General features: G+C 32.1%; 25 protein-coding genes and 1 tRNA gene. 5 read left to right on the top strand and 21 right to left on the bottom strand.

The window, feature by feature from the left end; all coding sequences use genetic code 11:
* Positions 1-253: 253 nt before the first annotated feature.
* On the bottom strand, positions 254-682 hold the full coding sequence (locus ACFO3N_RS07360; protein WP_379796458.1) for a hypothetical protein: 429 nt from the start codon (positions 680-682) through the stop codon (positions 254-256).
* A 486-nt stretch (positions 683-1,168) separates the two neighbouring features.
* Between ACFO3N_RS07360 and ACFO3N_RS07355 the strand changes: the two genes are divergently transcribed.
* Positions 1,169-1,240 (top strand) — tRNA-Glu (locus tag ACFO3N_RS07355).
* A gap of 168 nt (positions 1,241-1,408) precedes the next feature.
* Positions 1,409-2,668: an outer membrane protein assembly factor BamB family protein gene (locus tag ACFO3N_RS07350; protein ID WP_379796456.1), complete on the top strand. Its 1,260-nt coding sequence runs from the start codon at positions 1,409-1,411 to the stop codon at positions 2,666-2,668.
* 69 nt (positions 2,669-2,737) lie between these two features.
* Here the strand turns inward: ACFO3N_RS07350 and ACFO3N_RS07345 are convergent, their stop codons facing one another.
* Together ACFO3N_RS07345 and ACFO3N_RS07340 are read right to left on the bottom strand one after the other, a co-directional pair.
* Positions 2,738-3,043 carry a hypothetical protein gene (locus ACFO3N_RS07345; protein WP_248729545.1) on the bottom strand — a complete coding sequence of 102 codons (306 nt, stop codon included), beginning with the start codon at positions 3,041-3,043 and terminating at the stop codon, positions 2,738-2,740.
* Between the two features lie 260 nt (positions 3,044-3,303).
* Entirely contained in the window at positions 3,304-4,146 is an 843-nt protein-coding gene (locus tag ACFO3N_RS07340; RefSeq protein ID WP_379796454.1) for a leucine-rich repeat domain-containing protein, read from the bottom strand.
* A 178-nt stretch (positions 4,147-4,324) separates the two neighbouring features.
* On the opposite strand from ACFO3N_RS07340, the gene ACFO3N_RS07335 reads away from it, so the two are divergent.
* Together ACFO3N_RS07335 and ACFO3N_RS07330 are read left to right on the top strand one after the other, a co-directional pair.
* Complete coding sequence (locus ACFO3N_RS07335) at positions 4,325-4,813, top strand: DUF1761 domain-containing protein (protein ID WP_379796452.1); 489 nt, start codon at positions 4,325-4,327, stop codon at positions 4,811-4,813.
* Between the two features lie 119 nt (positions 4,814-4,932).
* Positions 4,933-6,078, top strand: coding sequence for a peptidogalycan biosysnthesis protein (locus ACFO3N_RS07330; RefSeq protein ID WP_379796450.1), 1,146 nt, complete (start codon positions 4,933-4,935; stop codon positions 6,076-6,078).
* Between the two features lie 239 nt (positions 6,079-6,317).
* Here ACFO3N_RS07330 and ACFO3N_RS07325 read toward each other — a convergent pair whose 3' ends face one another.
* The gene (locus ACFO3N_RS07325; RefSeq protein ID WP_379796448.1) at positions 6,318-7,187 is read right to left on the bottom strand and encodes a diacylglycerol/lipid kinase family protein; all 870 of its coding nucleotides are present in this window, start codon (positions 7,185-7,187) and stop codon (positions 6,318-6,320) included.
* A gap of 61 nt (positions 7,188-7,248) precedes the next feature.
* On the opposite strand from ACFO3N_RS07325, the gene ACFO3N_RS07320 reads away from it, so the two are divergent.
* Positions 7,249-8,211 (top strand): App1 family protein, encoded by a 963-nt coding sequence (locus ACFO3N_RS07320; protein ID WP_379796446.1) that lies wholly within the window; start codon positions 7,249-7,251, stop codon positions 8,209-8,211.
* Positions 8,212-8,397: 186 nt separating this feature from the next.
* Here the strand turns inward: ACFO3N_RS07320 and ACFO3N_RS07315 are convergent, their stop codons facing one another.
* The 17 genes from ACFO3N_RS07315 to ACFO3N_RS07235 all read right to left on the bottom strand — a co-directional run bounded on the left by ACFO3N_RS07315 (position 8,398) and on the right by ACFO3N_RS07235 (position 24,374).
* On the bottom strand, positions 8,398-10,320 hold the full coding sequence (locus tag ACFO3N_RS07315) for an ABC-F family ATP-binding cassette domain-containing protein (RefSeq protein ID WP_379796443.1): 1,923 nt from the start codon (positions 10,318-10,320) through the stop codon (positions 8,398-8,400).
* Between the two features lie 230 nt (positions 10,321-10,550).
* Positions 10,551-11,549 carry a TerC/Alx family metal homeostasis membrane protein gene (locus ACFO3N_RS07310; protein WP_379796441.1) on the bottom strand — a complete coding sequence of 333 codons (999 nt, stop codon included), beginning with the start codon at positions 11,547-11,549 and terminating at the stop codon, positions 10,551-10,553.
* 30 nt (positions 11,550-11,579) lie between these two features.
* Positions 11,580-13,091 carry a helix-hairpin-helix domain-containing protein gene (locus ACFO3N_RS07305; RefSeq protein ID WP_379796439.1) on the bottom strand — a complete coding sequence of 504 codons (1,512 nt, stop codon included), beginning with the start codon at positions 13,089-13,091 and terminating at the stop codon, positions 11,580-11,582.
* A gap of 2 nt (positions 13,092-13,093) precedes the next feature.
* Complete coding sequence (locus ACFO3N_RS07300; RefSeq protein ID WP_379796437.1) at positions 13,094-14,503, bottom strand: PP2C family serine/threonine-protein phosphatase; 1,410 nt, start codon at positions 14,501-14,503, stop codon at positions 13,094-13,096.
* A 5-nt stretch (positions 14,504-14,508) separates the two neighbouring features.
* On the bottom strand, positions 14,509-15,561 hold the full coding sequence (locus tag ACFO3N_RS07295) for a TerY-C metal binding domain-containing protein (protein ID WP_379796434.1): 1,053 nt from the start codon (positions 15,559-15,561) through the stop codon (positions 14,509-14,511).
* 252 nt (positions 15,562-15,813) lie between these two features.
* Positions 15,814-16,272 carry a hypothetical protein gene (locus ACFO3N_RS07290; protein ID WP_379796432.1) on the bottom strand — a complete coding sequence of 153 codons (459 nt, stop codon included), beginning with the start codon at positions 16,270-16,272 and terminating at the stop codon, positions 15,814-15,816.
* Between the two features lie 9 nt (positions 16,273-16,281).
* Positions 16,282-16,917 (bottom strand): vWA domain-containing protein, encoded by a 636-nt coding sequence (locus ACFO3N_RS07285; RefSeq protein WP_095928647.1) that lies wholly within the window; start codon positions 16,915-16,917, stop codon positions 16,282-16,284.
* 81 nt (positions 16,918-16,998) lie between these two features.
* Positions 16,999-17,637: a vWA domain-containing protein gene (locus ACFO3N_RS07280; RefSeq protein ID WP_095928646.1), complete on the bottom strand. Its 639-nt coding sequence runs from the start codon at positions 17,635-17,637 to the stop codon at positions 16,999-17,001.
* A 177-nt stretch (positions 17,638-17,814) separates the two neighbouring features.
* Complete coding sequence (locus ACFO3N_RS07275) at positions 17,815-18,474, bottom strand: TerD family protein (RefSeq protein ID WP_095928645.1); 660 nt, start codon at positions 18,472-18,474, stop codon at positions 17,815-17,817.
* Between the two features lie 19 nt (positions 18,475-18,493).
* Positions 18,494-19,045 carry a TerD family protein gene (locus tag ACFO3N_RS07270; protein WP_379796429.1) on the bottom strand — a complete coding sequence of 184 codons (552 nt, stop codon included), beginning with the start codon at positions 19,043-19,045 and terminating at the stop codon, positions 18,494-18,496.
* 7 nt (positions 19,046-19,052) lie between these two features.
* A complete protein-coding gene (locus ACFO3N_RS07265) occupies positions 19,053-20,018 on the bottom strand; it encodes a hypothetical protein (RefSeq protein ID WP_379796427.1) in 966 nt (321 codons plus the stop codon).
* Between the two features lie 35 nt (positions 20,019-20,053).
* Complete coding sequence (locus ACFO3N_RS07260) at positions 20,054-21,139, bottom strand: toxic anion resistance protein (protein ID WP_379796425.1); 1,086 nt, start codon at positions 21,137-21,139, stop codon at positions 20,054-20,056.
* Between the two features lie 5 nt (positions 21,140-21,144).
* Entirely contained in the window at positions 21,145-21,753 is a 609-nt protein-coding gene (locus ACFO3N_RS07255; RefSeq protein ID WP_095928641.1) for a TerD family protein, read from the bottom strand.
* A 3-nt stretch (positions 21,754-21,756) separates the two neighbouring features.
* The gene (locus tag ACFO3N_RS07250; RefSeq protein WP_095928640.1) at positions 21,757-22,311 is read right to left on the bottom strand and encodes a TerD family protein; all 555 of its coding nucleotides are present in this window, start codon (positions 22,309-22,311) and stop codon (positions 21,757-21,759) included.
* A 3-nt stretch (positions 22,312-22,314) separates the two neighbouring features.
* Positions 22,315-23,121, bottom strand: a complete 807-nt coding sequence (locus ACFO3N_RS07245) for a phosphoribosyltransferase family protein (protein ID WP_379796423.1) — start codon at positions 23,119-23,121, stop codon at positions 22,315-22,317.
* 2 nt (positions 23,122-23,123) lie between these two features.
* Positions 23,124-23,789 (bottom strand): HAD family hydrolase, encoded by a 666-nt coding sequence (locus tag ACFO3N_RS07240; RefSeq protein WP_379796421.1) that lies wholly within the window; start codon positions 23,787-23,789, stop codon positions 23,124-23,126.
* A 9-nt stretch (positions 23,790-23,798) separates the two neighbouring features.
* Positions 23,799-24,374 carry a TerD family protein gene (locus ACFO3N_RS07235; RefSeq protein ID WP_250833971.1) on the bottom strand — a complete coding sequence of 192 codons (576 nt, stop codon included), beginning with the start codon at positions 24,372-24,374 and terminating at the stop codon, positions 23,799-23,801.
* Positions 24,375-24,433 lie beyond the last annotated feature (59 nt).

The following is a 24,433-nucleotide window of genomic DNA, read 5'->3' as shown; positions in this document are numbered from 1 at the left end:
GCCTTTAACCGAGTTATGCCTTTTCATAACTTCTTCTACACAACGAAGTTTAAATTCACAATTGTACTTGACTTTTCTTTCCATAAAAATGCCCCCAAATAGTGTCTAACTTTTTGGGGGCAGTTCATTGAGTCTCTTTTTTTTTGTAAATTATTTATTCAGCTTCACAAAGTTTTAATATGCAAAGAGATACTTACTGACTAATCTCTTTTCTATATCACTATTCTATTGTACTTGATATATTTTTCCCAATTTACACATTTAATCTTTTTAATTCAGCATCGTATATTACGTTAAAAGAATTTTGGAGCTTATGATATTCATAAAAGGGTCTTGTTAGTCTGCGATGCTTTTCAGGCAAATTGAGATCTATCATTCCTATAAAATAATTTTGCGCTTTGTTATCAAACACCAAAAAATATGTTGTTGATTTATCTGGAAAGTAGTATATATATTTTTTTCGTGGCATTTTTAGCAAAACTCCTTGTTCTATTATTTGATCTAATACTTTTGGGTCTAAATCAAGAGGTTCAAGATCTTCAATTAGGATTTTATAAACTGCTTTTTTACTATTATCACCTAAAATATATCCTTCATTTGAAATAGTTGAAATTCTAATAACTGAATTATCTTTTTTATCTACTACAATACTACCTATTCTTAATTCTTTAATATTCATCATTTTTTGTTATTAACTTGTCAATTACTGAAATTGAGCACAATCTTTATATAATTGCGATCCCATTGTATATATCACTTTTCTGGATAGAAGTGCACCATAAACAGTGTAAGATTACAATACTACATAAAAAAAATACCCTACCATTACGGCTTCCCATAAATTCAAAATTATTTTTTTTCAAGAGCATCAAATTAAAACAAAAGTTTCCGAGAATTTTTATTTTTTTTATGTAGAATTATTCTTTCAAAAATAAAATATTTCAATATTTACAAAAATTATTCATCCCTTAAAAATCAAAAAATTCAACCACACAAACTCCAAATAACAAATTATTAATCAAACAAATACAAACACATTAACTCAATTAAAACACAAAAAAAGACCATCTAAAACAATTTCCAATCAAAAAAAAAATTAAAAATTTTTCTCAAAATCCTTTGTACATGTCAAAAATAGTTGCACTTTTGCACCCGCAATAGCAAAGCAGGTCCGTTCGTCTATCGGTTAGGACGCCAGGTTTTCATCCTGGTAAGGGGGGTTCGATTCCCCCACGGACTACTTACTAAGACAAAAGCTTCAGAGAAATCTGGAGCTTTTTTTGTTTATATTTACTTCCTTAAATGTTTGAGGATTTGAGAACAGTATTAATAGCGCACAAAACCTACAAATTGGCAATTAATAAAGACACAAATACAGCAAACACAATAACAAAGCAAACAAGAAGTTATGAATGAAGTAATTTCAGATTACAAACACAATCAGAAAATCAACCCAAATCTTAAAATGAAACACAAATTAATAGCCCTTTTATTTGTATTCGCCTTTGCAAATATGTCTGGACAAGCTCCCGCCAGCAAAACCAACTACACCAACAGCAAATTACCTGCAGAAGAAGCTGTTACTAATAAATCTCTAAAACCGCTTAAAAAGATTTCTCTAGACGACACCTCAATTTTAATTTACGATTACGATGGTTCGCTTTTTTCATGGGATTTAGAAGTCGAAAGCATTGTTTGGACGGTAAAAGCTTCAGATGCCCACACAGAGATGTGCGCCAACAAAATAACCATTCATGATGGAGTGGTGTATATTCCGTTTATTAATGGAGAAATTTATGCTGTAGATAATGGAACAGGAACTATTTTCTGGAAATCTAGAATAGGAAACATTACAGACCAAATTGTCTTAAAAGACCAGACTCCAATTATAGCTAACGGAAAATTATTTATTACGGCTCAAAATCAAAATCAGAGCAGTAATTTATACGCTTTAGATTTAAAAGATGGAAGCTTGGCTTGGAACTACAAATTAGACACTCCAAACAACGATATTGAGCCACTTTTTTTCAACAATAAGATCTTTACCCAAAGCGGAACAAATGTGTACTGTTTTGAAGCTAATACAGGGAAATTGCTTTACCAAAAAAGCTTTGATGAAACCATGACCGGAAAACCAGTTACAGATGGCGAAAGTGTTTTTATAGCAGGCGATAAAAATTGGTTATATGCTCTAAAGCCAAACAGTCTTGATGTTTTGTGGCAGTTTAAAATAGACGAAAACCAAAACAACGTAAAGGAGCGCATAGTATGCCATGACAAAAAACTATATTTTGCAGCGCAAGGCTCTGAAACTTCTTCGATATACGCTGTTGATTCTAAAACGGGAACTCAGCTTTGGAAAACAGATTTTAAAGGTGACAATGTAGAATACATTGTTAAGGAAGTTGATAATCTTTGGGGATACACTCGCAAAAAGAAGCTTTTTGAACTGGACTTATCAAACGGAGAAATTGCATTTGAAGAAAAACTAACTACGTTGCCAATTTCAAATATAGAATTTCCCGCAGACGAGAACTTACTTTATTATTATTGCGACGCAGGCTTAATTCAATTTGATTTAAAAGAAAAAGACGAAAACGTATACTATATGCGTACTTCTCTTAAAGACGATCCTTACAGCGCTTATTTAAAGATAATTCGAGAATAGCTTACTGCTTTTTAAAATAAAAAAAAGACCATTTTTTCAAATGGTCTTTTTTTTTCTCTTGAGAAAAATCTATGCTCTAAACAAAGCATATTTATTATAGTTGTACAAAACTTTATCATAAGCAACATAAAGCGAAACTATTTTTTCTGATGATTCATTGAATGTGATTCCGTTATGTTTTCTAAACAAGTAAATTTCTTTTAAACAATTAGAAAGACTTTGGTGAATTTCACTTGTAAAAGTCGGCAGTTTTTTATCTCCTACCAAAAGATCAATCTGATAGTTTGAACTACTTTTTGATAAGTTATTACCAATAATTCTAATTGTAAAAGTGGTTGGTTTTCCGTACTGTTCTCCTTGATATTGTAGTGTCATAATTTCTTCTTATTAAGTGATTAGTAATGCCGTTGGTTAATCGGTTTTTGGTTCTCCAGATACTTATATTAAAGTTATAAAAATTTAGGCAAACATAAAGAATTCAATTCTAAATTAAATGTTATTTTTTCAAAAAGACGAAACCTCTAGAAACCAGAAAACCGTAACGAATTACGGTTTTGGCAATTAACTAAATATATTTAATCAACTTGTTTAACGAGTGTAAAATTCATTCATAAGCATCGATTAATTTTGGGTAATTATTGTAATTTATTTTCTTGGTTTATTTCTAATAAAAATGGATTTCCATTTTCGTCCATCATGGTCATATTCAAAGCATCTAATAATGCTGTTTTTTTTGAAACCTCGCCTGTAAATTTATTGTACGAAAGATTCAATTCTTCAAGCTTGTTAAGCTTTTCAATTTCTTGCGGAATTGCGCCTGAAAATTCATTGTCAAATAAACTAAAATTTTCTAATACATTCCAATTAATAATTTCATTTGTCAAATTTCCCGATAGCTTATTATTATTCAACAGCAATACTTTTAGACCAGAAATTTTATAAATCGAAACAGGCAGTTTTCCGTTTAATTCATTATTGCAAACCGCTAAAATTTCTAACTGATTTAGTTTTCCAATTTCCAACGGAAGCTCTCCAGATATCTTATTCATAAAAAGCTCTAAATCTTTCAATTTAGTCAACTGGCAAATCGAAGACGGAATTGTACCTGACAATTTATTATCGGCAATATTGAGCATTTCCAATTCTTTCAGATTAAAAATGGCAGAAGACAAACTCCCTTCAATTCTATTCTTTTCCAGATTCAGCGATTCTAAATTCACAAGATCGTAAAAAGCTTCAGGCAATTCTCCCTGCAGATTATTATCTGCCAAATTGAGCGCGACCACTTTTCCGTTTTCGGCTTTAACACCGTACCAAGTAGAAACAGACAGACTTAAGTCCCATTTGTTTTTCCATTGCAAACCATTTGTTGCATGATACAATTTTATAAGCGCTTCTTTTTCTTTATCCGAAATGGTATCTGCCAAAACGTTTAGCGTAAAAGCAAATAATAAAGAAAGAGTAATTAAAATTTTCATAACAGATTTGGGATTTGTTACTCGCGTAAAATTATGCAATTCACAGTTATAATACACCAAATATCGGCAAACTGTTGAAAAAAATTTTAATAGTAAGATTTAGGCTACTTTTATTATTTTTCAGAACCTGCATTTTTTTTGATTACATTTGATCAACTAATTCTAAAAACCTCACATTATGCAAATTAACTTCGTTGCTTTATTCCTTGCAGCAATTGTCACACTCGTAACTGGTTTTATCTGGTACAGCCCAAAAGTATTCGGAACAATCTGGATGAAAGAAAATAATCTTACTCAAGAAGAGTTAAAAAAAGGAAATATGCTTAAAATCTTCGGACTAACGTATATTTTTTCATTAATGATTACCATGACTTTAATGTCTCTAACCATTCATCAGTCTGGCGCAATGGGTATGGTTGGAGGACCGCCATTAATTGATAGCGCAAAACCATCATTTGCTGCTTTTATGGCCGATTACGGAATGGCTTACAGAACTTTTAAACATGGGGCACTTCACGGATTTATGTCGGGACTATTTTTTGCTTTTCCATTAATTGGAATCAACGGTTTGTTTGAAAGAAAATCTTGGAAATATATTTTCATCCATAGCGGATACTGGATTATTACTCTGACTCTTATGGGCGGAATCATCTGCGGATTTGCTTAATATCATTTATAAAAAACCCATTTGAAAAATTTATTTCAAATGGGTTTTTCTTAATAATAACTTAAACCCCATTAGTTATTATAAATATTATCTAATTTTGAAGAAATTAGCTCACTCTTTTGAATACAACATATTCTTTCCAGATTTACAAAAGCGCATCGTTACTGCCTTTAGAATGGAACTCGCTTGCAGCAAATAACATTTTTTTGACACGAGAATATCTCGAAGTACTGGAAAATTCTTGTCCAGTAAATATGACTTGCCATTTTATCGGGCTTTTTGAAGAAAAAAAACTAATCGGAATTGCTTTAACGCAATTCTTATTTGCAGAAAAACTCGAATCTTTTGGAGAGCGTGATAAATGCTTAAAAACTTCGGTGCGTAATTTTGCATTAAAGAATTTTGCTTCACACGTTTTATTTGTTGGCAACAACATGCTTACAGGACAAAATGCTTTTATTTTTGACAAGAACATTAAAGAATCTAAAGCGATTAAAACACTTCATAAGGCTATCAATCAGCTTAAAAAAGATTTGAAAGAAAGCGGAAGAAAGGTTCATATAACGAGCATAAAAGATTTTACAGCAAAAGAAATCGAACCGCTTCAGGCAGAATTCAAAAACAACTACACGTTTTCGACACAACCGAATATGATTTTTGAAATCAATGAAAATTGGAAAACCGAACAAGATTATATTGATGCTTTATTAAAAAAATATCGCGACCAGTACAAACGGGCACGCAAAAAATCGGAAGGAATTATAAAACAGCAAATGTCTCTTTCCGACATTAAACAATATGAAGATGTAATTTACGATCTGTATTTTCATGTTGCAAAAAATGCACCTTTCAATACCTTTTTTCTCGCGAGAAATCATTTCAGCTTTTTCAAAGAAATCATGGGAGACAACTTTCTTCTCTATGGCTATTTTTTAGACGAAAAACTAATCGGCTTCAACACTTTAATCAAAAATGGCGATGTAATGGATACTTATTTTCTAGGTTATGACGAAAGTGTTCAACGCGAAAAAATGCTGTATTTAAATATGCTCTACGATATGATCGCTTATTCTATTAAGAAAGGTTTCAAAGAAATTGTTTTTGCCAGAACAGCTCTTGAAATTAAAAGTTCGGTTGGGGCAAAACCAGTTAAAATGTATGGTTTAATCACACATAGCAATGCATTGATTAACCATAACATTTCAAGGTTTTTCAATTATTTAGAACCAAAAACAGAATGGCAGGAACGTAATCCGTTTAAATAAAAAATGTGTCGCTCCGCTGGAGCTTTTCATTTGCATGTTCAATTTAAACTATAAATATTTCGCTCCTCCGGAGCTTGCTTTGGAAGAGCAAAATATTATAGACTATTTTTTCTATATATACTTTGCTCCTCAAGAAGCTTTTTTTTTGAGCTCTGGAAGAGCGAAATATTTATAGAAATGTTTGCCCTAAAGTGCTAAAAGCTCCAGCGGAGCGACACCAATATTTCTTTAATCAAAATCTACGGAACCGCAATTTTCATTTGCTTGTGCAAAATATGAATTTCTAAAGAAGTCTGTGCACCGCAATATTCACCATCAATTTGGAAATTAACGGGATAATCTGTTTTTATTTCAGCCTTATCGGTTGAAATAATTACAATATCATCAGAATCAATTGGCATATTTCCGGTAATTATTTTTCCGATCAAAAGCAGGTCGAGACTCTTTAAAATTACGAGCTCAAACTTACCGTCATTCATAGCTCCATTTGGATTAATTACAACTCCTGTTCCGTATTTCTGCGAATTGGCAATGACAATCATTCGTGCTACATGCTCTACCGTTTTGTTATTTGCCGAAATGGTAGCAACAAAAGGTTCTTCAGATTCTTTGAGCGTTGTGAAAGCTTGCAATGCATATCCCCAAAAACCACGCACATCACTTTCTTCATAATTTTTAACCAAATTGGCATTTAATCCGATATCGCTTAAATGGATGCTTTTTTTTCCGTTAATACAAATCATATCCATTTCGATATAATGGTGTAGAAACGCTATTTTAAGGTTCTCCTCTATTCCATCAGGAAGATTCAAGTCTACCGAAAGTCCGTTTGCAGAACCTGCAGGCAAAATCCCAATTATAACATCCTGCTCTTCTACCGCTTCGGCCACCATTTTTATCGTTCCATCACCTCCTGCAACAATAATGCGCTCCGGCTTAGATTCATTATATAAAGATTGTATCGCTCTTAGATCATTTTTTCCCGTAGTTTCGTAGACTTCCAAATCGAAATGATTGGTTGCTGCAAACTCTTCAACAGCGTCAATAAGATCTGATTTATCCAAATCTCCCGAGATAGGATTTACAACAAATAGAATATTCTTTTTCAAAATTTTATTTTTAAAACCAATTAAATTAAGTAATTTACAGTTACATAAATATACGTAATTAATGAAACCAATTCTACAATTATATCGCGGTTATGCAAATGAGCAAGAGTTAATTGTAATGGGGCATGTTTTAAAAAGAGAAAACAAATACGATTTTGAGAAAAGAAAATTAAAAAATGCCACCTCGATACTCCGATTGTTCAGAATAAAAACCATTAAAAATTTTGATGTTTATCTTCACTACAATGGCGAAGTCATCCACACTAAAACATTAGATGATGGCTTTTTCAATTTTTGCATTCCATTAGAAAAAGAAACCCATTTTGGATGGATGCCTTACGAAGTGAGCTTAAAATATAAAGACGAAACCACAACTTGCAAAGGCAGTTTTATTAGACCTCATAAAGGAAAACTCGGAATCATCTCTGATATTGATGACACTTTTCTAATCTCTCATACTAAAAATTTATTCCTTAAAATTTACATCTTACTTTTTAAAAATGTAAACGACCGAAAAGTTTTTAAAGATGTAGTATCACATTATCAAGCATTGAGCCAGTCTGGAAGAGAAAACCCTGAAGAAGGAAATGCTTTTTTCTACATCTCTAGCAGCGAATGGAATTTATACCGATTTATTGCTAAATTCACCCGAATTCACAAACTCCCTAAAGCAGTTTTTCTCTTAAAAGACATCAAAAGAGGAGTCACCGATTTCTTCATGAGCGGAAGAGGAAATCATGATCATAAATACGAAAAAATAAAGCATGTTGTGGAGTTCTACCCAACTTTAAAATATGTTTTAATGGGCGATGACTCGCAGCACGATCCAATGCTTTACGAAAGAATTTGCAAAATTTTCCCTGTTACTGTAATTGCAGTTTACATTAGACAAACTGGTAAAGCTCCAAAAAAAGAAGTAAATAAAATTTTGAAGAATTTAGAAAGCCTGAATGTCTCGGTTTGTTATTTTAAAGAAAGCAGTAAAGCGATTGAACATTCTAGATCGATAGGGATTATTAAATAGTTTGTTTCAAGTTTCAAGTTTCAAGTTTCAAGTTTCAAGTTTTGTAAAAACGCAAAGTTCGCAAAGCTATCTATTGATAAAGCTTTGCGAACTTTGTAAATTGTAAATGCAAACTACAAAAAACTTAGCGTGCCTTGCGGTTAAATTTACTCGTCAAGATGAAACTTGAAACCTGAAACAAAAAAATTAAGCATTCAACCCATCAATCTCTTCTGAAACAACTTCCCAGTCAATTAATAATTGCTCCAAATCTTCTTTCTTTTTATTGTAAGCAGTAAAGAATGAAGCGTCTTCGATATGTTTGTCATAATTGGTTTCCAACATTTTATCATCATGCTGAATTTGCTTTTCCAATTGCTGAATCTGGCTTTCGATTTTACTTAATTTGTTCTGAAGGGTTTTTCCTTTCTTCTGATCTTCATAAGATAATTTACTCGCTTCTTTTTCTTTTGCGGTTGGAGCATTTTTTACAACATCTTTTTTCTCAACCTCACGCATGTTTTCCAAATTACGCTGCTCTAAGAAAAAGTTGATATCACCTAAATATTCTTTGATTTTTTGGTCTTTAAATTCGTAAACAATATTTGACATTCCTTGAAGGAAATCCCTGTCGTGAGAAACTAATAATAAAGTTCCGCCAAATTTTTGAAGTGCAGCTTTTAAAACGTTTTTAGATTTAATATCTAAGTGGTTCGTTGGCTCATCCATTAGCAAGACGTTAATTGGCTGTAACAACAATTTACAAAGTGCCAAACGGTTACGTTCACCTCCAGAAAGTACTTTTACTTTTTTCTCTACATCATCTCCACGGAATAAAAACGAACCTAACATATCACGAACTTTCATTCGGTTAGTATCGGTTGCTGCATCTTCCATAGTTTGAAGCAAAGTAATTTCTCCGTCCAAATATTCCGCCTGATTTTGAGCAAAATATCCCAATTGTACATTGTGTCCCAATTTGATATTTCCTTCATATTCAAATTCGTTTACAAGAGCCTTGATAAAAGTCGATTTTCCTTGCCCGTTTTGTCCAACAAAAGCAATCTTACTTCCTCTTTCAACCAGTAAACTAATATCTTTAAGAATCGTTTTGTCTCCGTAAGATTTTGTTACGTGTTCAGCTTCAATAACAACTTTTCCCGGCTCTTTAGAAACTGGGAAAGAGATATTCATTACCGAATTATCATCTTCATCAACTTCGATTCTTTCTACTTTATCTAACTTTTTAATCAGCGATTGCGCCATTGAAGCTTTTGAAGCCTTTGCACGGAATTTCTCGATTAATTTTTCTGTTTCTTCAATTTTTTTCTGCTGATTCTTTTGAGTAGCCAATTGCTTTTCGCGAATTTCATGACGCAACTCTAAATATTGAGAATATGGCTTATTAAAATCGTATGCTTTTCCTAACGAAATTTCGATTGTTCTATTGGTAACATTATCCAAGAACATTTTATCGTGCGATACGATTACCACCACTCCAGGGTAATTACGAAGGAAATTCTCTAACCAGATGATACTTTCGATATCTAAGTGGTTGGTTGGCTCATCGAGAAGCAATACATCATTGGATTGTAATAATAATTTAGCCAACTCAATACGCATTCTCCATCCTCCAGAGAATGTTTCTGTTTGGTTATTAAAAACTTCTCTTTTAAAACCAAGACCTAAAAGAATTTTCTCTGTATCTCCTACATAATTGTAACCTCCAAGAAGTTCAAAACGATGTGTGTAATCAGATAAATCTTCAATGATTTGCCCGTATTCTTCACTTTCATAATCGGTTCTAGTAACTAATTGATGATTGATTTCTTCCAGTTTTTTCTCTACAACTTTAATCTCTGTAAAAGCTTCATAGGCTTCTTCCAAAACGGTTCTTCCTTGTTCAAAATCAATATCCTGACGTAGAAAACCCATTCTGATATCTTTCTCTTGCGAAATAACTCCTGAGTCTGGTTTAAAATCTCCTGCCAGCATTTTTAGCATTGTAGATTTACCCGCTCCGTTTTTACCAACAAGACCTACGCGGTCGCCGGCGCCTAAACGAAAAGTAACTTCTTCAAATAAATAGGTTCCTCCAAAAGAAACGGAAAGATTGTGTATATTAAGCATAATTTGAGTAAAAACTAAAGGCTGTGAAAAACCTTTATTTTATTAATAAAAAACAAACTGTAAATAAACCTTTGGCATTTACAATTTTGAAAGTGCAAAAGTATAACTTTTAATTGAAGTTTTTATACTGAAAAACAATCGCTTTTACCATATTCTAAAACAAAAAACGGATTGAAAATTCAATGTGATTTTCAATCCGTTTTTTAAAATTTAAATTATTGAATGCTTTTTTAAGCTTCTTTAGGCTCTGGCATTAAGATCGAAGCTAAAACAGAAATTAAAAGTACACCTCCAATTACTAATAAAGAATAAATAGATTCAATATGGTAGAATGGAGAAATAATCATTTTTATTCCGATAAATGACAAAATAATTGCTAGGCCGTATTGCAATTTACTAAACAAGTGAATAAAGTTGTCTAACAAGAAAAACAATGCCCTAAGCCCTAAAATTGCAAAAATGTTAGAAGTATAAAGAATAAACGGGTCGTTTGAAATGGCGAAAATCGCAGGAATAGAGTCTACTGCAAACAGTAAATCTGTAAATTCAATTACGGCTACAACTACTAAAAGTGGAGTGGCTAATTTTTTACCATTTTCGTATGTAAAGAATTTATCTCCGTCATACTTATCGCTAACTTTAAAGAACTTTCTAATCAATCTAGCTCCTCTAGTATTGTTGTAATCTTCATCATCGTCATCGTCTCCAGAAGACCAAGATTTAACCCCAGCATATACCAAGAACAATCCGAAAGCTGTCATGATTAAGTTAATGTCATATTTAAATCCTTCTAATCCTGCAAGTCCTAAAAGTTTGTTTAAATACGTCAATTCGATTAAGAAAGCACCAGAGAAAATAAAGATTGCTCTTAAAACTAATGCTCCGATGATTCCCCAAAACAACACTTTATGTTTGTTGTCATTGGCAACATCAAAAAATTTAAATACTAATATGAATACAAAAAGGTTATCAACAGAAAGCGCTTTTTCGATCCAATATGCCGATTGAAATTCATAGAATTTAGCAGCACCTGCAAAATAATATACTAAACCACTAAAGATCATGGCTAAACTGATCCAAACTAATGACCAAGTTATAGCTTCTTTATTTGTTACGACGTGACTTTTTTTGTTGAAGATTCCTAAATCTAGCAACAGCATAATCACTACTGCAACCGCAAAAACAATAATTAAACCGGGATGTTCCGAAAAGATTGGGTGTTGATTCATTTTTAGATATTAATTAGGTTAATTTTTAAATTATGTATTGGCCATTGTTACCACAATGACTCTTCCGCCCTCTTCGTTAGAAAGCAGTATTTTTTTTCCGTGTGTAAGTTCTATCATTGTACCTATTGGAACTTCTTTGTCTTCGGTTAAATCTTTTAGCGAAGTCAGTTTTTGATTGACCAAAACCCACTTCCCATTAAAAAAAGTAAAGTAACCAACAGGCACTTTTTGCTGCGGTGTTAATTTCTCATTTCTGGCAATATTACGATTAACATGCCATTGAAACAAATATTGATCATTATAAACCATTAATCGATGATTCTCGGGCTTCCAGGTCGTTTCTTGAAACTGATAATACAGATCTAGAATAGGCAGTGTTCCTTGATGCGGAGTACCACAGAAAGGACATTTTGGAGTATTTGTATTATCAAAAACATACCATTTTTGGTCGCATGTCGGATTATGACATTTCTGCATTAAATCGGTTGTTTTTAACAATGCTATTTCCCATTCTTCTGCGTTTGGTCGCTGCATCGGATTATGCAATCCGTCTATAAAAACTTTATCAAACAGGGTCTTCAAATAAGGCCCAGTTATGGTGTATGGCAATTTTGTTATATCTGCCCAAGGCAAATCCCATTTAGAAACTTGGTTTAATTTTGGCCTATTTGTAGCATCGGTTGGATGTTCGATAAACATCGCTTTCTCGCCCATAGACAATAAATCGTCTTTTTCGGTATCTAAATCATGGACTTTTCCTCCTTTTAACGGATGCCTATGCAATAAAAACATATAAATCAAAATTGGCAATGCGTGCAGGTCTGTCAATCTGTTTGGCAATTTCCTATTCGGATCGTTTTTATCCAAATGTTTGCTCGCGAGTACTTCCGGAGCTATAAAACCTGGCGTACCTATTACTTCTGCTGGAAACATACCAGGAACAACCAATCCGTCAATATCTATTATACAGGCTGTTTTCTCAATAGGATCTACTAATACATTTTTATGAGACAAATCAGAATGTGCAAGCCCCATAGCATGCATTTTTTTTACACCTCTTGTCAGATTAACACAAATCTGAAAATAATTTAACCAATTACCCAATTCAGAAGTTGCTACTCGAAGTGGATAATGTGGATTTCTAAATTTGGAACTTGAAAACCACAATCCTTCTTTTTCTTTTCCTTGAATTAAGTCACTTGTCGCATATCCTTTTTTGAAAAAATAATTATAATTATAAATTGGAACAATAACTCCAATCAATCCATTATATTCAACAACATCTATCGGCCATCTAAAAACCTCATTCAAATAGTAATCACCCGCTTCTCCATTTTTAATTTGGGAATGATATTTATTTGTGATTTTTTGAAGTCTTTCTTTTTGATTAAAATCTAATTTTCCTCTAAAAGTTGCAACAACATATTTTCTGTCGGGACTAAAATAAACGTCTTTTACACCACCGCGCATAGGTTCGCCATTATCAACAAATTTATAGGTTTTTGTAGGATCGTTTATCGATTTTACTGTAACTGTACTCATATTTAGTAAATTATAGCAAGCGTTCTGTCATCATGATTTCCTGGACTCCAAAAGTCCATCCAGATAGAAAGTTGTGTTGCAATATCTGCATTTTCATATTCAAAATCAACTTTAGATCCGTCTTCATTATTGCCTTTTAAGTCAGACAGAAATTCATTCCATTTTTCTATTTTTTCCAAATTGGCTTCAACCACAAATTTAGGATCGTAAATTCCGTCTGTCATCAACATTAGATAAGAGAAATCATCTACTAATTTAAAGCCGAAACGTGAAGAAAGTTTATCACTTTGAAAAATTTCTGGCATGGTAATAAAACGAGTTCCGCCACCAAATTCACCTACATCGATAACATTCATCAATGTAATTTCGGTTAAATCTTTATTTAGCAAACCAATCGGGCAATCGCCAACTCCAAAAGTTAAGATGGCATATCCGAAATCATATTTTTTAACTAAAGCAAAAATTAAAGTTGCATGAAATTTTTTCGGTTCTTCGTTATTCGTCTTCGCAAATTCTTCAATCTTTTGATTAACAAAATGAGCCGCTTTTGATAATGTATTGTAACCAAAATGACTTATTTTTTTGGATGAATCTGAATCTGTTTTATGGTAATGATGAAGTAAAATTTCGTCAAATTCTTTTAAATTTTCTTTATCGAGATTTTCTTCAAAATAGTCAATTAAAGTATCGCAAGCCAATTTTGAACCTTTTCTCGACAAAGCTGCCGAACCCGCTCCATCCGAAACAGCCAAAATACTCCAGCCATTTGTATCAAAATTTTTGAATGCAAAATCGTCTTCTCTAAAAGAGCCCACATTGGCATGACTTCTTCCTCTTTTGGAAGCTACAACAATTTTTTTATCTAAAAAAGTACTCGCAACCGCTACATTATCTTCTTTAGCAAAAGGAGCATTTTTGTCACTTTCAATACTTTTCCAAAGTGATTTTGGATCAGGATTTATAATTATGGTAAAAACTTTTTCGTTTAAAGGCGTTTCTTCCGATTCGCCATCAATTTTAAAAAGCATTTTTATTTTTAAATCGCCGCTTATTTTCGGATTTCCCGAAAGCACTTTTTCTTCGCGATCAAATGAAAGTCCGGTTTCTTCTAAATTTTCCATTTCGTACGAAATAATATCATCCCAACCCAATTGCATAAAATCAATTTTTGCTTGGTATGCTTTATTTACGGTACCGTTTGGCAGAAAAACAGATTGATTCGTAATATCATCTATTCGATTTATTAAGTTCCAATTTTGCATAATGATCTGCTGTTTTTCTTTTATTATTTTTACTGCTGCAATATTGTTTTCACTAGAAATAAAATCTTCAAAAAGCGATTGCTTGCCTTTTGGAATATCGATTTTATTCTGGAATAAAAAAGACTGAAGATATCTTTTGGTCTCTTCCATACGTATTATCCTTGCGTTCTGTTTACATCAAAACCGCCTTCGCCATAACCGTAAGATCCTTGATTGTTACACCACGGACATGTACTAATTTGCTCGTCGCCAATGCAATGTATTTTTTCGCAAACGCATACTGCAAATGCAATTTGATTGCCACAACATGGACAAGTTGGTGCACCAAACAATTCTTCTGTATTTACTTTTGTATTGAAATTACTAGTATCAGCCAATTCAAAATAATTATTGTCAACTTGATAAGCGCCAACTAATTTGTAATTTTTTGACGCCAATTCGATTCCAGCATAAATAGATGGCGCAATATTTTTGCGGTATTTCATCAAATATGGCCTCTTGGTATTTTGACATTTTCCGCTTAAAACCACATAATTATCATCTACATATTGTTTGTTTGGCTCTTCTTTTGTCAAATCAATTTTAGAAAGCGTTTCTCCATCTAATTTTGCCAATTCAAAACCAGATGAATTATTTTCTACGCTAATACTGCTGGTTTTAATAGAATCTGTAACCCATTTAAAAAATTCTTTGTACGATTGTACATTTGTGTTTTTAAAGTGAAGTACGTTTTCTGTCAACTGCCCTAATAATTTTGTATCCGTTTCGTTTCCAAATGAAACCGCAATTAAATTTGCAGTTCGCTGCCAATTATTTTTCCATTCGTTTATTGCTGCCTGCGTATCGTCTGTCGGAACTCCGTCTGTAAATAAGAAAACAATTGGCTTCCAATCTCCTTTTACTTCATAAGTCGTTTTAACAATATTATTTCTTAATTCGTACATTAAATGCCCTAAACCTTTACTAAGCGATGTCCCGCTTCCAATTGGAAATTTAGGCGGATAAAAACTCACTATTTCCTGCAACGGTACTAAAGTTTTTGGCTGTCCTGCAAAAACGATGATAGAAACATAAACCGTTTCTAAAGCATGCGGATCTGTTTTTAATGCCTGAATAATAGTTGATAAACCTTCTTCAACTTGCTGAATAGGTTCTCCAACCATTGATTCTGAAATATCAATTAAAAAATATATTGGTAATCTTCTCATTTTAAAGGAATTTTAATAGCATTAAAAAAATAAATAAAAGGATAATTTGTGTCATATCAACTGCCAATCCAACGCCGACTTGGGCAGGTTTTACAAATGTTTTCAGGAAATTTAATATGGGGGAAAATATACTATTGAAAAAATTAAAATACGATTTAAACTGAGGATGAAGCTTATCTTTATATGGCAATAATTTGGAATAAAAAAATAATGCAATAATCAGAATTTCAATAAGAATTTTAATTGTATACATTATGAAAGTGCCTTGATTATCTCGCTCGCTATTTCCTTAAAAGCCTCTCTTTCTGCGGTATTTTTGGTTGGATAGCCGTAAACTGCTATTCCGTTATTTGGTTGCATATAATTTATAGAGAAACAAGCGCCATAACATTTATTCCCTCTATTTAAAGGTATATCATGTTTCACTTTTAAATAAGCACAACTTTTTCTAACAATAACATCGTGGATAATAAAATCCTTTTTAATATAATTCTGCTTTAAGATCTGCTCTACATTTTTAATATTGAAATCTTCAATACCTGTTGTCCCGTAACACATATTGATATTATCTATATTCATGGTATCTAATATCTCATCTGAAGTTTGCTCTAAATTTTCAAGCTCATTTTCTTTTCCTTCATAATAAGCTTCGTCCACTGCTGTGGCAACATGTATAAGCACTTTTGAAAATGTAAATAGCATATCAAGCATTTTTTTTAATTAAATCACAACTGTTATCTCGCTTGGTGGTGGCGGAAGCGTTACACTTTCTCCTGTTCCCTGGCTTTTATTTCCTTGTTCGATAGTTTCAGAAACCCATTTAAAAAATTGCTTTAAAGTAGAACTATCAGCAGAATCTAAATGTACAACATTGTCTGTAAGTTCCTTTAAAATACTGTCGTTGGCCATATGTCCGGCCGCACAACCTACAACTGCACCAAAATTTAAGGCTTTAATTTCTTGAATTTTTTCTCTGTAGAATTGAATATCTGATGGTTTTCCGTCTGTAAAAACAAATAATAATGGTTTCCAGTCGCCTTTTAAAGTTGCAGATCCTTTTATAACTTCTGTTTTTACTTTCTGAATTACAAAATCTAAACCTGCTCCCGTATTGGTTGGCCCACTTTGCGGACAAGTTATTTCAGGAAGCTGAAAATGAACCAATTCGGTTAAGGGTACAATTTCTTTTACTTCTCTGTCGTAGGTTATAATACTAATCCAAAGAGAATCTAATGCTTGCGCGTCTGAACGCAATGTATTAATCATACCACTCAAAGCATTATTCAAAGCTTGAATTGGCTCTCCGTACATTGAACCCGAAGTGTCTAGCAAAAAATATACTGGTAGTCTTCTCATAATAATTTTTAAAAACTAGTAAAACAATGAATTCTGAACTATCAATTAAAACGGTATTGTAACTCCGTCTTTTTACTGAATTTAAACCACAATGTTTAATTCAGATGGTGGCGGAGGTAATTCTTTTACATTGGTAAATTCTCTGCCTAAATCTTCAATTTTTGTAGAAGTTACACCAATTGAAGCTGTTACCCATTGAAAAAACTTGCCAATACTAGCGCTATCTGCGTTTTCTAAACTTACTACAGTATCGGTAATTTGTTTTAAAACGTTGGTATCTGCACCGCCTCCCGCTGCACAAGCAACCGTAAAAGCTGTTTTTACTTTTTTAAATTCTGCCAGACCGTTTTCCCAATTATCTGTCGGAATTCCGTCAGTCATAATAAATACTAATGGTTTCCAATCGCCTTTTTGCTCTGTGGTTGTTTTTGCAACTTCAGTTTCTATTTTCTGTGCAGTCAATTTTAAAGCATCGCCTAAAGCCGTAACTCCAGTCGCTTTTAAATCAACCATTTGAAAAGATGCCAAATCGGTTAATGGAATAATCTGCTGTGCCGTGCTGTCAAAAGTAATGACACTCAAAAAAGCAGTTTCTATGGCTTGCGGATTTTGTCGCAACGAACTGATCATCATTTGCACACCGTTTTTAACGGCTTCAATAGGTTCGCCAGTCATTGAACCAGATGTGTCTAAAAGTAAATATACAGGCAGTCTTCTCATGATATAACGATTTATACAGGAATATTATAGGTTAGAGTTTCAAAAGCGCTATAAATATTAGAGCTTCTTTTGAAAGTCGCTACTAAAAATGAAATAATGCATGAAAATATTACAAGTTTCTCAGCTTGATAAACAAATCTATCACCTGAGAAACTCTAATCCATTAATGTTTTCAATTTATAGGTAAGATTGAACTATTTTATGAATAGTCTGTCCTAAAAAAGTATCGTCTGTTGGATCTCCAATTGCGCTGAATTTCCATTCTCCATTACGTTTGTACAATTTACCCATAATGATAGAACGCTTGTTTACGTATTGACGGTCTGCGGCTACATTATACGAAGCAAATTCAGAAACTACTTTTGTTGGAGTTCCTTCATACATTCTAATTTTTGCATAAGGAATTTGAGAAAAGTCTTCTTTTCCTGCATTATTCAAAAAGAAAAATATCTGATTTACTTTGGCATCAACTTTAGAAAGGTCAACTGTAATAATTTCATTATCCAAACCATCATCACCGCCTGTATCACCTGCAAGGTCATCACCAGTATGCTTCAATGCACCATCCACACTTATCAATTTACCTTTTGGCAAACCAAATTGCTGTAAAACCTCTACTCTGTAAAGCGGGGAATACAAATGATCGCATAGTTTGTTTTGATCGTCGATTAATACACAGCTTAAATCTAAATCGATATCTACTACATTTTTTGATAATCCTAAAAAGCCTTTTGTTTCAATAGCTCCCCAGTTTACTCCAACACAGAAGTTGGTTAATGTTTCACCACTAGTTTTTCTTAAATCAATTTTTTGACCTTTGGTTAAGTTAATTGCCATTTGAGTTAATGTTTTAAAATTAATTATATTTATTTAAGTAATCTTGTAAACCGCCTTTCATTCCAATACCAACAGCTTCAAATTTCCACTCTTCGTTTCTTTTGTAAATTCTACCAAATTCGACAGCCGTTTCTATAGAAAAATCTTCGTCAAGTTCATACTTCACTAACTCAACATTAGCCTGATCTAAAATTCTAATAAATGAATTTCTAATTTGTCCAAAATTTTGTCTTTTTGTATCAGCATGGTGAATGGTAACCACAAAACAGATTTCGTGAACTTCTGGAGAAATTTTAGATAAGTCGATGTATACTTTTTCATCGTCGCCGTCACCGTCTCCTGTTAAGTTATCACCTGCATGCGTAACCGCTTGGTCAGGTGATTTTAAATTATTGTAATAAATAAAATGATTGTCATTTGGAATTTTTCCATTTGCACCAACTAAAAAAACTGAAGCATCCAAATCAAAACTTGATCCTGTGTTGCTTGAATTACTATCCCATCCTAATCCAACAGTAAATTTTGGAGCATCGATACTTTGTCTTTGTCCCTTTTCTAAGTTAATTGCCATTTTATTTTTAATTAATATTAATATTCAACATTGTTTTTAAAATATTAGTCTGTTCATCAACATTCTGTAATTCATCCAGAAAATCGACAGACGAAATTTTTTCTAGATATTCATTTAGCACTTCTAAAACACTTTCAGGCAGTGTTGTTTTTATTGTACTAAGTTCCTTTTTTAGGTCCGCATTTTTATTTTTCAGCCCTTTTATAATAACTTGTTTAGAAGAATCATTTTTAGAAAGATCAATTCCTTTTACAGCTTCTTCATTTAAGAAATAGAATGATTTTTCGTTAGCAACAAAAACAAATTTGTCATTAGAATCCCTGAATTCATAAACTTCTATAATTTCATTATTACAAACTAATCCGCAACAAAATTTGATCTTAAAACCTAAAATATTTAGTCGACCTAAAAGCTTTCTTTCAAATCGTGCGTGTGCATTTTCATATACACTTTTATTGAACTGCGAAAGCTTCTCGTATTGATCAATAGTAATTTCTCTATAATATTCTGCTTGAATGCTTTGCGAGTATGTCAACAAATCATTCCAATTGAAAAAAACATCTTTTTCGGTGACAAACAATTGATAGAGTTCTTCTATCTTTCTTGACATATTTTGAGCATGAAGCTGCAGTTGTTTTGCAAGCTTTGTCTCCCCGATTTCCGATTTTAATTTTGCTAAAATATCTTCGTTAATATAAATCTCATCTGAAATTAAAACATACTGCTGTTCTTTTGATTTTTTTAGTTTTTGAAACAAATCAATTAAACTGTTAGTATATTGAATATGAAAAAGTTCCAGTTTATTAATATCTAAAATTCTATTTTTTTCGAAGAGTTTGTGAATGATTTTTGTTCGTACCAAAACTCCAACAAGATCCTTGTGATTAAAGAAATTGGATAACAATTCTAAAACCACTAATTTTCTATTACTCTCTTTTATTATTTCAAGATATCTTTCCTCTTCCTCCTGCATTTATTTAATTTCCAAACATTCAATTTTTATTAATCTTAGCTTACAACACCTTTTTTCAATTCTTGTTCTAGACTTTGTAAACCGGCATCAAGTTGTCTTCTGGTCTCTGCACCTTGCTCATGAATTTGCTTCACTTCTGTCAAAGTATCGATTAAAGATTTCGTTGTCATCTTAAGCGTTTCAAGAGAAACGACTGTATTTTCGTTTTCTTTAGCCACTTCAATACTATTTTGTTTCAGCATTTCAGCATTTTTCTGTAAAATAGTATTTGTTGTTTCTGATACTTTTCTTTGTACTTCTATATTTTGTTTTTGTCTTTGAAGTGCTACCGCAAGTGTAAGCTGGTTTTTCCAAACTGGCATTGTTGTAGTCAATATAGACTGTGCTTTTTCTGCAATAGAAGTGTTATTGTTTTGCACCACTCTAATTTGCGCTAAAGACTGTAACATGATAAAACGCACAATCTTCATATCTGCCAGACGTTTGTCTAAACGATTGATGAAAGTTCTTTTATCTGATATTTGATAATCCTGATATTGCGCGCTATTTGCTTCCATTACAGCAAGCTCTTCGTTTAATTCTTTAAAACGAATTTGTCCTGCAATAATGTGTTTTTCCATTTCTTTGATAAGATTCACATTCCCATCAAACATAGTTTGAAGTGCGCTGTTATCTTTCACAGAATTAATCATTCCTGCTTTTACCTTATTACTGATTTTATCAATATTTACAGTAATTCTATCGTATTCCTGGAATAATTTTTTTACGTCAATAATAAACTTATTAAGCAATGGAACTTTTGATATAAATCTTTTAAATGGACTTTGATTTAACTGCTCTACATCAATATAATTCAGTTCAGTTAATAAATCATTAATCAAACCTCCTACTTCGCCAGAATTATAAGTTCTTACATTTGTTAAGAAATTATCACTTTGTTTAGCAATAGAATTTTGAATTTCTGCACCATAATTCAGAATCGAATTGGCATCATTTTCATTCAATTGGTTTGAAATGCTTTTATAACTACTTACTTCCGCCTCTGTTATTGAAGCTAAGTTCACATTTCCATCTTTATCAATCAAAGCAGTATTCTCCTGAGTAACTAATTGATTTTCCATGATTTTTATAAGTGATTCTGTTGAATTGTAACAATAGTTTGTTCTAATTTTTTATCGCTTGTTGGTACTCCAACTGCGTTAAATTTCCATTCGTCGTTTCTTTTATAAAAAACACCTAAAATCATGGATACGTTTCCGGCAAAGGAAGCATCATTTGCAACATCGTAACGCGCAAATTCTTGAGTTACTCTAGTTGGAGTACCTTCGTATATTCTGATAGATGCGAAAGGAATATCTTTAAAATCCTGACCTCTAAAACTGTTTATAAAAAACGCAACATGACTTGCAGAAGGCGTTAACTGAGAAAAATCTAAAGTGATAACTTCATTATCCAATCCGTCGTCACCATTTAAATCTCCCGTTAAATCATCTCCACTGTGTTTAATTGCACGATCATTAGAAATTAATTTTCTAAAGTTTACCGAATCAATATGATTTTTCTTGTCGTCATAAACAGCACAGCTAGCATCTAGATCTACTGCTTCTTTTTTTGTGCCAAAAAATCCTTTTTTCTCGATTGCTCCCCAATTCACACCTACACAGATGTTTACTAGTTTTGAGCCATTGCTTTTTTCAAGATTAATACGTTGTCCTTTTTCTAAATTAATTGCCATATCTTAGTTATATTTATTTAAATAATCTTCCAATCCGCCTTTCATTCCAACACCCATTGCCTCAAATTTCCACTGCCCATCTTTATTGTAAATTCTTCCAAATTCAACTGCAGTTTCGATAGAGAAATCTTCTTCCAATTCGTATTTAACCATTTCTGTATTGTTAGAATCATCTACAATACGAATGAATGAATTACGCACTTGTCCAAAATTTTGTCTTCTTTCTTGAGCATCATGAATTGTAACCACGATACAAACTTCTTTTACAGCGGGATTTATTTTAGTTAAATCTATTTTAATTTGCTCATCATCACCGTCTCCATCCCCTGTTAAATTATCTCCTGTGTGAATAACAGATTCGTCTGGAGCTTTTAGATTATTGTAAAAGATAAAATGAGAATCGGATAATATTTTTCCGTTAGCACCAACAATAAAAGCCGAAGCATCAAGATCGAAACTAGAACCTGTACTACTGTTGTTTGTATCCCATCCTAGACCAATTGTAAACTTTGGTGCATTAATATTTTCTCTTTGTCCTTTCTGTAAATTAATAGCCATAATCTAATCTATTTTTATTACGTTAATATTGTTTTGATATTCTAAAATCTGATGATAATTATTACTAATTGCAAGATGAAATAATTCGTTACTTTTTTTTCTAGAAATATTAGAAATTAAATAAGCAAATTGTTTGTCATCCAGACTTAATATATATTTTACGATTCTCGTATTGTATTGAAAATCTTCACTATTTACAATAGAGACAATATCTTCTACGTTTTTAACCGCAAAATAATTGTAATGATTTTCTATTTTCGGATGAATCTCTTTATTAGTCAATTCTGCGTAGTAAACAAATAGAAAATCTCCTTTTACATTATACTGATCCAAAATTTTATTTACTGTATGCTCGTGGCTGCCTGTTATTTTAATATCGTCTACAAAAATGCATAGTTTGCCCTCAATAAAATTACGATCGATGTAATACGTATCATTCGATATTAATTTTACTCTTTGTTCAAAATCTAAATTTCCGTAATCTGTTACGTAAGTTTGATTTCTATAAATTTTAGATTCAATACAAGCTTTTTTCCCATTTTTAAACAAATAGCTGTTTAGCTCTTTTTTAAAATAATAGCACAAAAAGTTGGATGCAGTTGGAATAGACAAATAAGGACTTGGTAAAATAACAATGTCTCTATTTGATAAAATTAAATCTTTATGTTGAGCAACAAATCCGTCGAAAAGATCTTCTGCAAATTTCTCTGCAAAAAACTTATCTCCAAACTTAAATCGGCTGTATTCTGCCTCTTTAAAAGGACAGATTTCTTCTTCAACAATTTTATGTAAACTATAGCTTATATTCACTTTTATATTTTTAATAGATGTGCATCAAAACCAAATTTTAATGCTCCATTATAATCAGCAATACTATTATCGCCAATATGCAAAACATCCTTTTTTTCTATTTTTTTATATTTATTAACTTCATCAAATACCAATTTAAAAATTTCAGTATTTGGTTTTGAAAATCCGACTTCATCAGAATATATCTGAAATTTTAAATATTCAGCCAGATCATAATGTTCTAATATTTTCCTTAAAACATTTCCTTTAATAAATGCTGTATTGCTCAAAATATTTATCGATTTACCTTGATTGGTCACTTCTTTAAACATCTTTTCAATATCAGAATAAATTAAAACTGGCTTATATTTTATAAATAGCTCTTCTGTATGGCTGTAAAACTCCTGTAAGCGATCTGTACCATTTTTATCAAAATCAACATTTAAAGCTCCTAAAATTAAATAATAAATTTCGTACGTATCAATATTTAATCCTGTTTTTTCGTTAATGTTATTGCATAAAACATCATAATACCTTACGACTTCATTTACCCTTTCAATTCCATGCTCTATTTCAAAAAAATCCTTAAATAATAGATTTCTTTTTTGTTTAAATTCTGGATTTGATTTTATTAATGTCAGCCACAAATCAAAAGAAAGATGGCTGTAATTTTCATGATTTATTTTCAAGAATCTCCTTTATTTAATTATTTCTCCCGAATAATATTTCTCTAAGAAGAAACCTAAATCGGCTCTGTAACCAATTCCTGAAGCCTCAAATCTCCAGTTACCGTTTCTCTTATACAATCTTCCGAATTCGACACCTGTTTCAATAGAAAAATCTTCTCCTAATTCATATTTAGCAATCTCCTGACCATTGGCATCATCAACAATTCTAATATAAGAATTTCGCACCTGCCCAAAGTTTTGCTTTCTGCGCTCAAAATCTTCAATTGTAACTACAAAAAGAATTTCTTCTATTGCATCGTTAATTTTAGCTAAATCAACCTTTATCGCTTCATCATCGTCTCCATCACTATTTCCTCCTGTTGGATCGTCACCTGTATGCAATAAAGCTCCATCTGGAGATGATAAATTATTATAAAAAACAAAATAGCTTTCACCTAAAAGTTTTCTATCAGCATTAATCATAATGGCTGAAGCATCTAAATCAAAATCATGGCCAGTTCCTTCATTTGGATCCCATCCTAAACCAACAGTAATATTAGACAGGCCTATATCAATTTTTTGTCCTTTTTGTAAATTTATTGCCATTATTCTATTTTATATTAAAAAAATTAACTTGCACAATAATACGAAAAAGAAGACCATTA

The organism is Flavobacterium chungangensis (genome assembly GCF_042654045.1).
Classification (GTDB): Bacteria; Bacteroidota; Bacteroidia; order Flavobacteriales; family Flavobacteriaceae; genus Flavobacterium; species Flavobacterium chungangensis.
The sequence above is the reverse complement of the archived record's forward strand: the minus strand, read 5'-3'. Positions and strand labels throughout refer to the sequence as shown.

Coding starts and splice junctions, on each gene's coding strand:
- ACFO3N_RS07295 (WP_379796434.1), bottom strand. CDS start 15,561: ATGAGAAGATTACCAATATATTTTTTAATTGATATTTCAGAATCAATG.
- ACFO3N_RS07305 (WP_379796439.1), bottom strand. CDS start 13,091: ATGAGTACAGTTACAGTAAAATCGATAAACGATCCTACAAAAACCTAT.
- ACFO3N_RS07290 (WP_379796432.1), bottom strand. CDS start 16,272: ATGCTTGATATGCTATTTACATTTTCAAAAGTGCTTATACATGTTGCC.
- ACFO3N_RS07275 (WP_095928645.1), bottom strand. CDS start 18,474: ATGGCAATTAACTTAACCAAAGGTCAAAAAATTGATTTAAGAAAAACT.
- ACFO3N_RS07285 (WP_095928647.1), bottom strand. CDS start 16,917: ATGAGAAGACTACCAGTATATTTTTTGCTAGACACTTCGGGTTCAATG.
- ACFO3N_RS07310 (WP_379796441.1), bottom strand. CDS start 11,549: ATGAATCAACACCCAATCTTTTCGGAACATCCCGGTTTAATTATTGTT.
- ACFO3N_RS07335 (WP_379796452.1), top strand. CDS start 4,325: ATGCAAATTAACTTCGTTGCTTTATTCCTTGCAGCAATTGTCACACTC.
- ACFO3N_RS07320 (WP_379796446.1), top strand. CDS start 7,249: ATGAAACCAATTCTACAATTATATCGCGGTTATGCAAATGAGCAAGAG.
- ACFO3N_RS07360 (WP_379796458.1), bottom strand. CDS start 682: ATGATGAATATTAAAGAATTAAGAATAGGTAGTATTGTAGTAGATAAA.
- ACFO3N_RS07265 (WP_379796427.1), bottom strand. CDS start 20,018: ATGCAGGAGGAAGAGGAAAGATATCTTGAAATAATAAAAGAGAGTAAT.
- ACFO3N_RS07235 (WP_250833971.1), bottom strand. CDS start 24,374: ATGGCAATAAATTTACAAAAAGGACAAAAAATTGATATAGGCCTGTCT.
- ACFO3N_RS07260 (WP_379796425.1), bottom strand. CDS start 21,139: ATGGAAAATCAATTAGTTACTCAGGAGAATACTGCTTTGATTGATAAA.
- ACFO3N_RS07280 (WP_095928646.1), bottom strand. CDS start 17,637: ATGAGAAGACTGCCTGTATATTTACTTTTAGACACATCTGGTTCAATG.
- ACFO3N_RS07270 (WP_379796429.1), bottom strand. CDS start 19,045: ATGGCAATTAACTTAGAAAAGGGACAAAGACAAAGTATCGATGCTCCA.
- ACFO3N_RS07250 (WP_095928640.1), bottom strand. CDS start 22,311: ATGGCTATTAATTTACAGAAAGGACAAAGAGAAAATATTAATGCACCA.
- ACFO3N_RS07340 (WP_379796454.1), bottom strand. CDS start 4,146: ATGAAAATTTTAATTACTCTTTCTTTATTATTTGCTTTTACGCTAAAC.
- ACFO3N_RS07315 (WP_379796443.1), bottom strand. CDS start 10,320: ATGCTTAATATACACAATCTTTCCGTTTCTTTTGGAGGAACCTATTTA.
- ACFO3N_RS07350 (WP_379796456.1), top strand. CDS start 1,409: ATGAATGAAGTAATTTCAGATTACAAACACAATCAGAAAATCAACCCA.
- ACFO3N_RS07300 (WP_379796437.1), bottom strand. CDS start 14,503: ATGGAAGAGACCAAAAGATATCTTCAGTCTTTTTTATTCCAGAATAAA.
- ACFO3N_RS07255 (WP_095928641.1), bottom strand. CDS start 21,753: ATGGCAATTAATTTAGAAAAAGGACAACGTATTAATCTTGAAAAAAGC.
- ACFO3N_RS07345 (WP_248729545.1), bottom strand. CDS start 3,043: ATGACACTACAATATCAAGGAGAACAGTACGGAAAACCAACCACTTTT.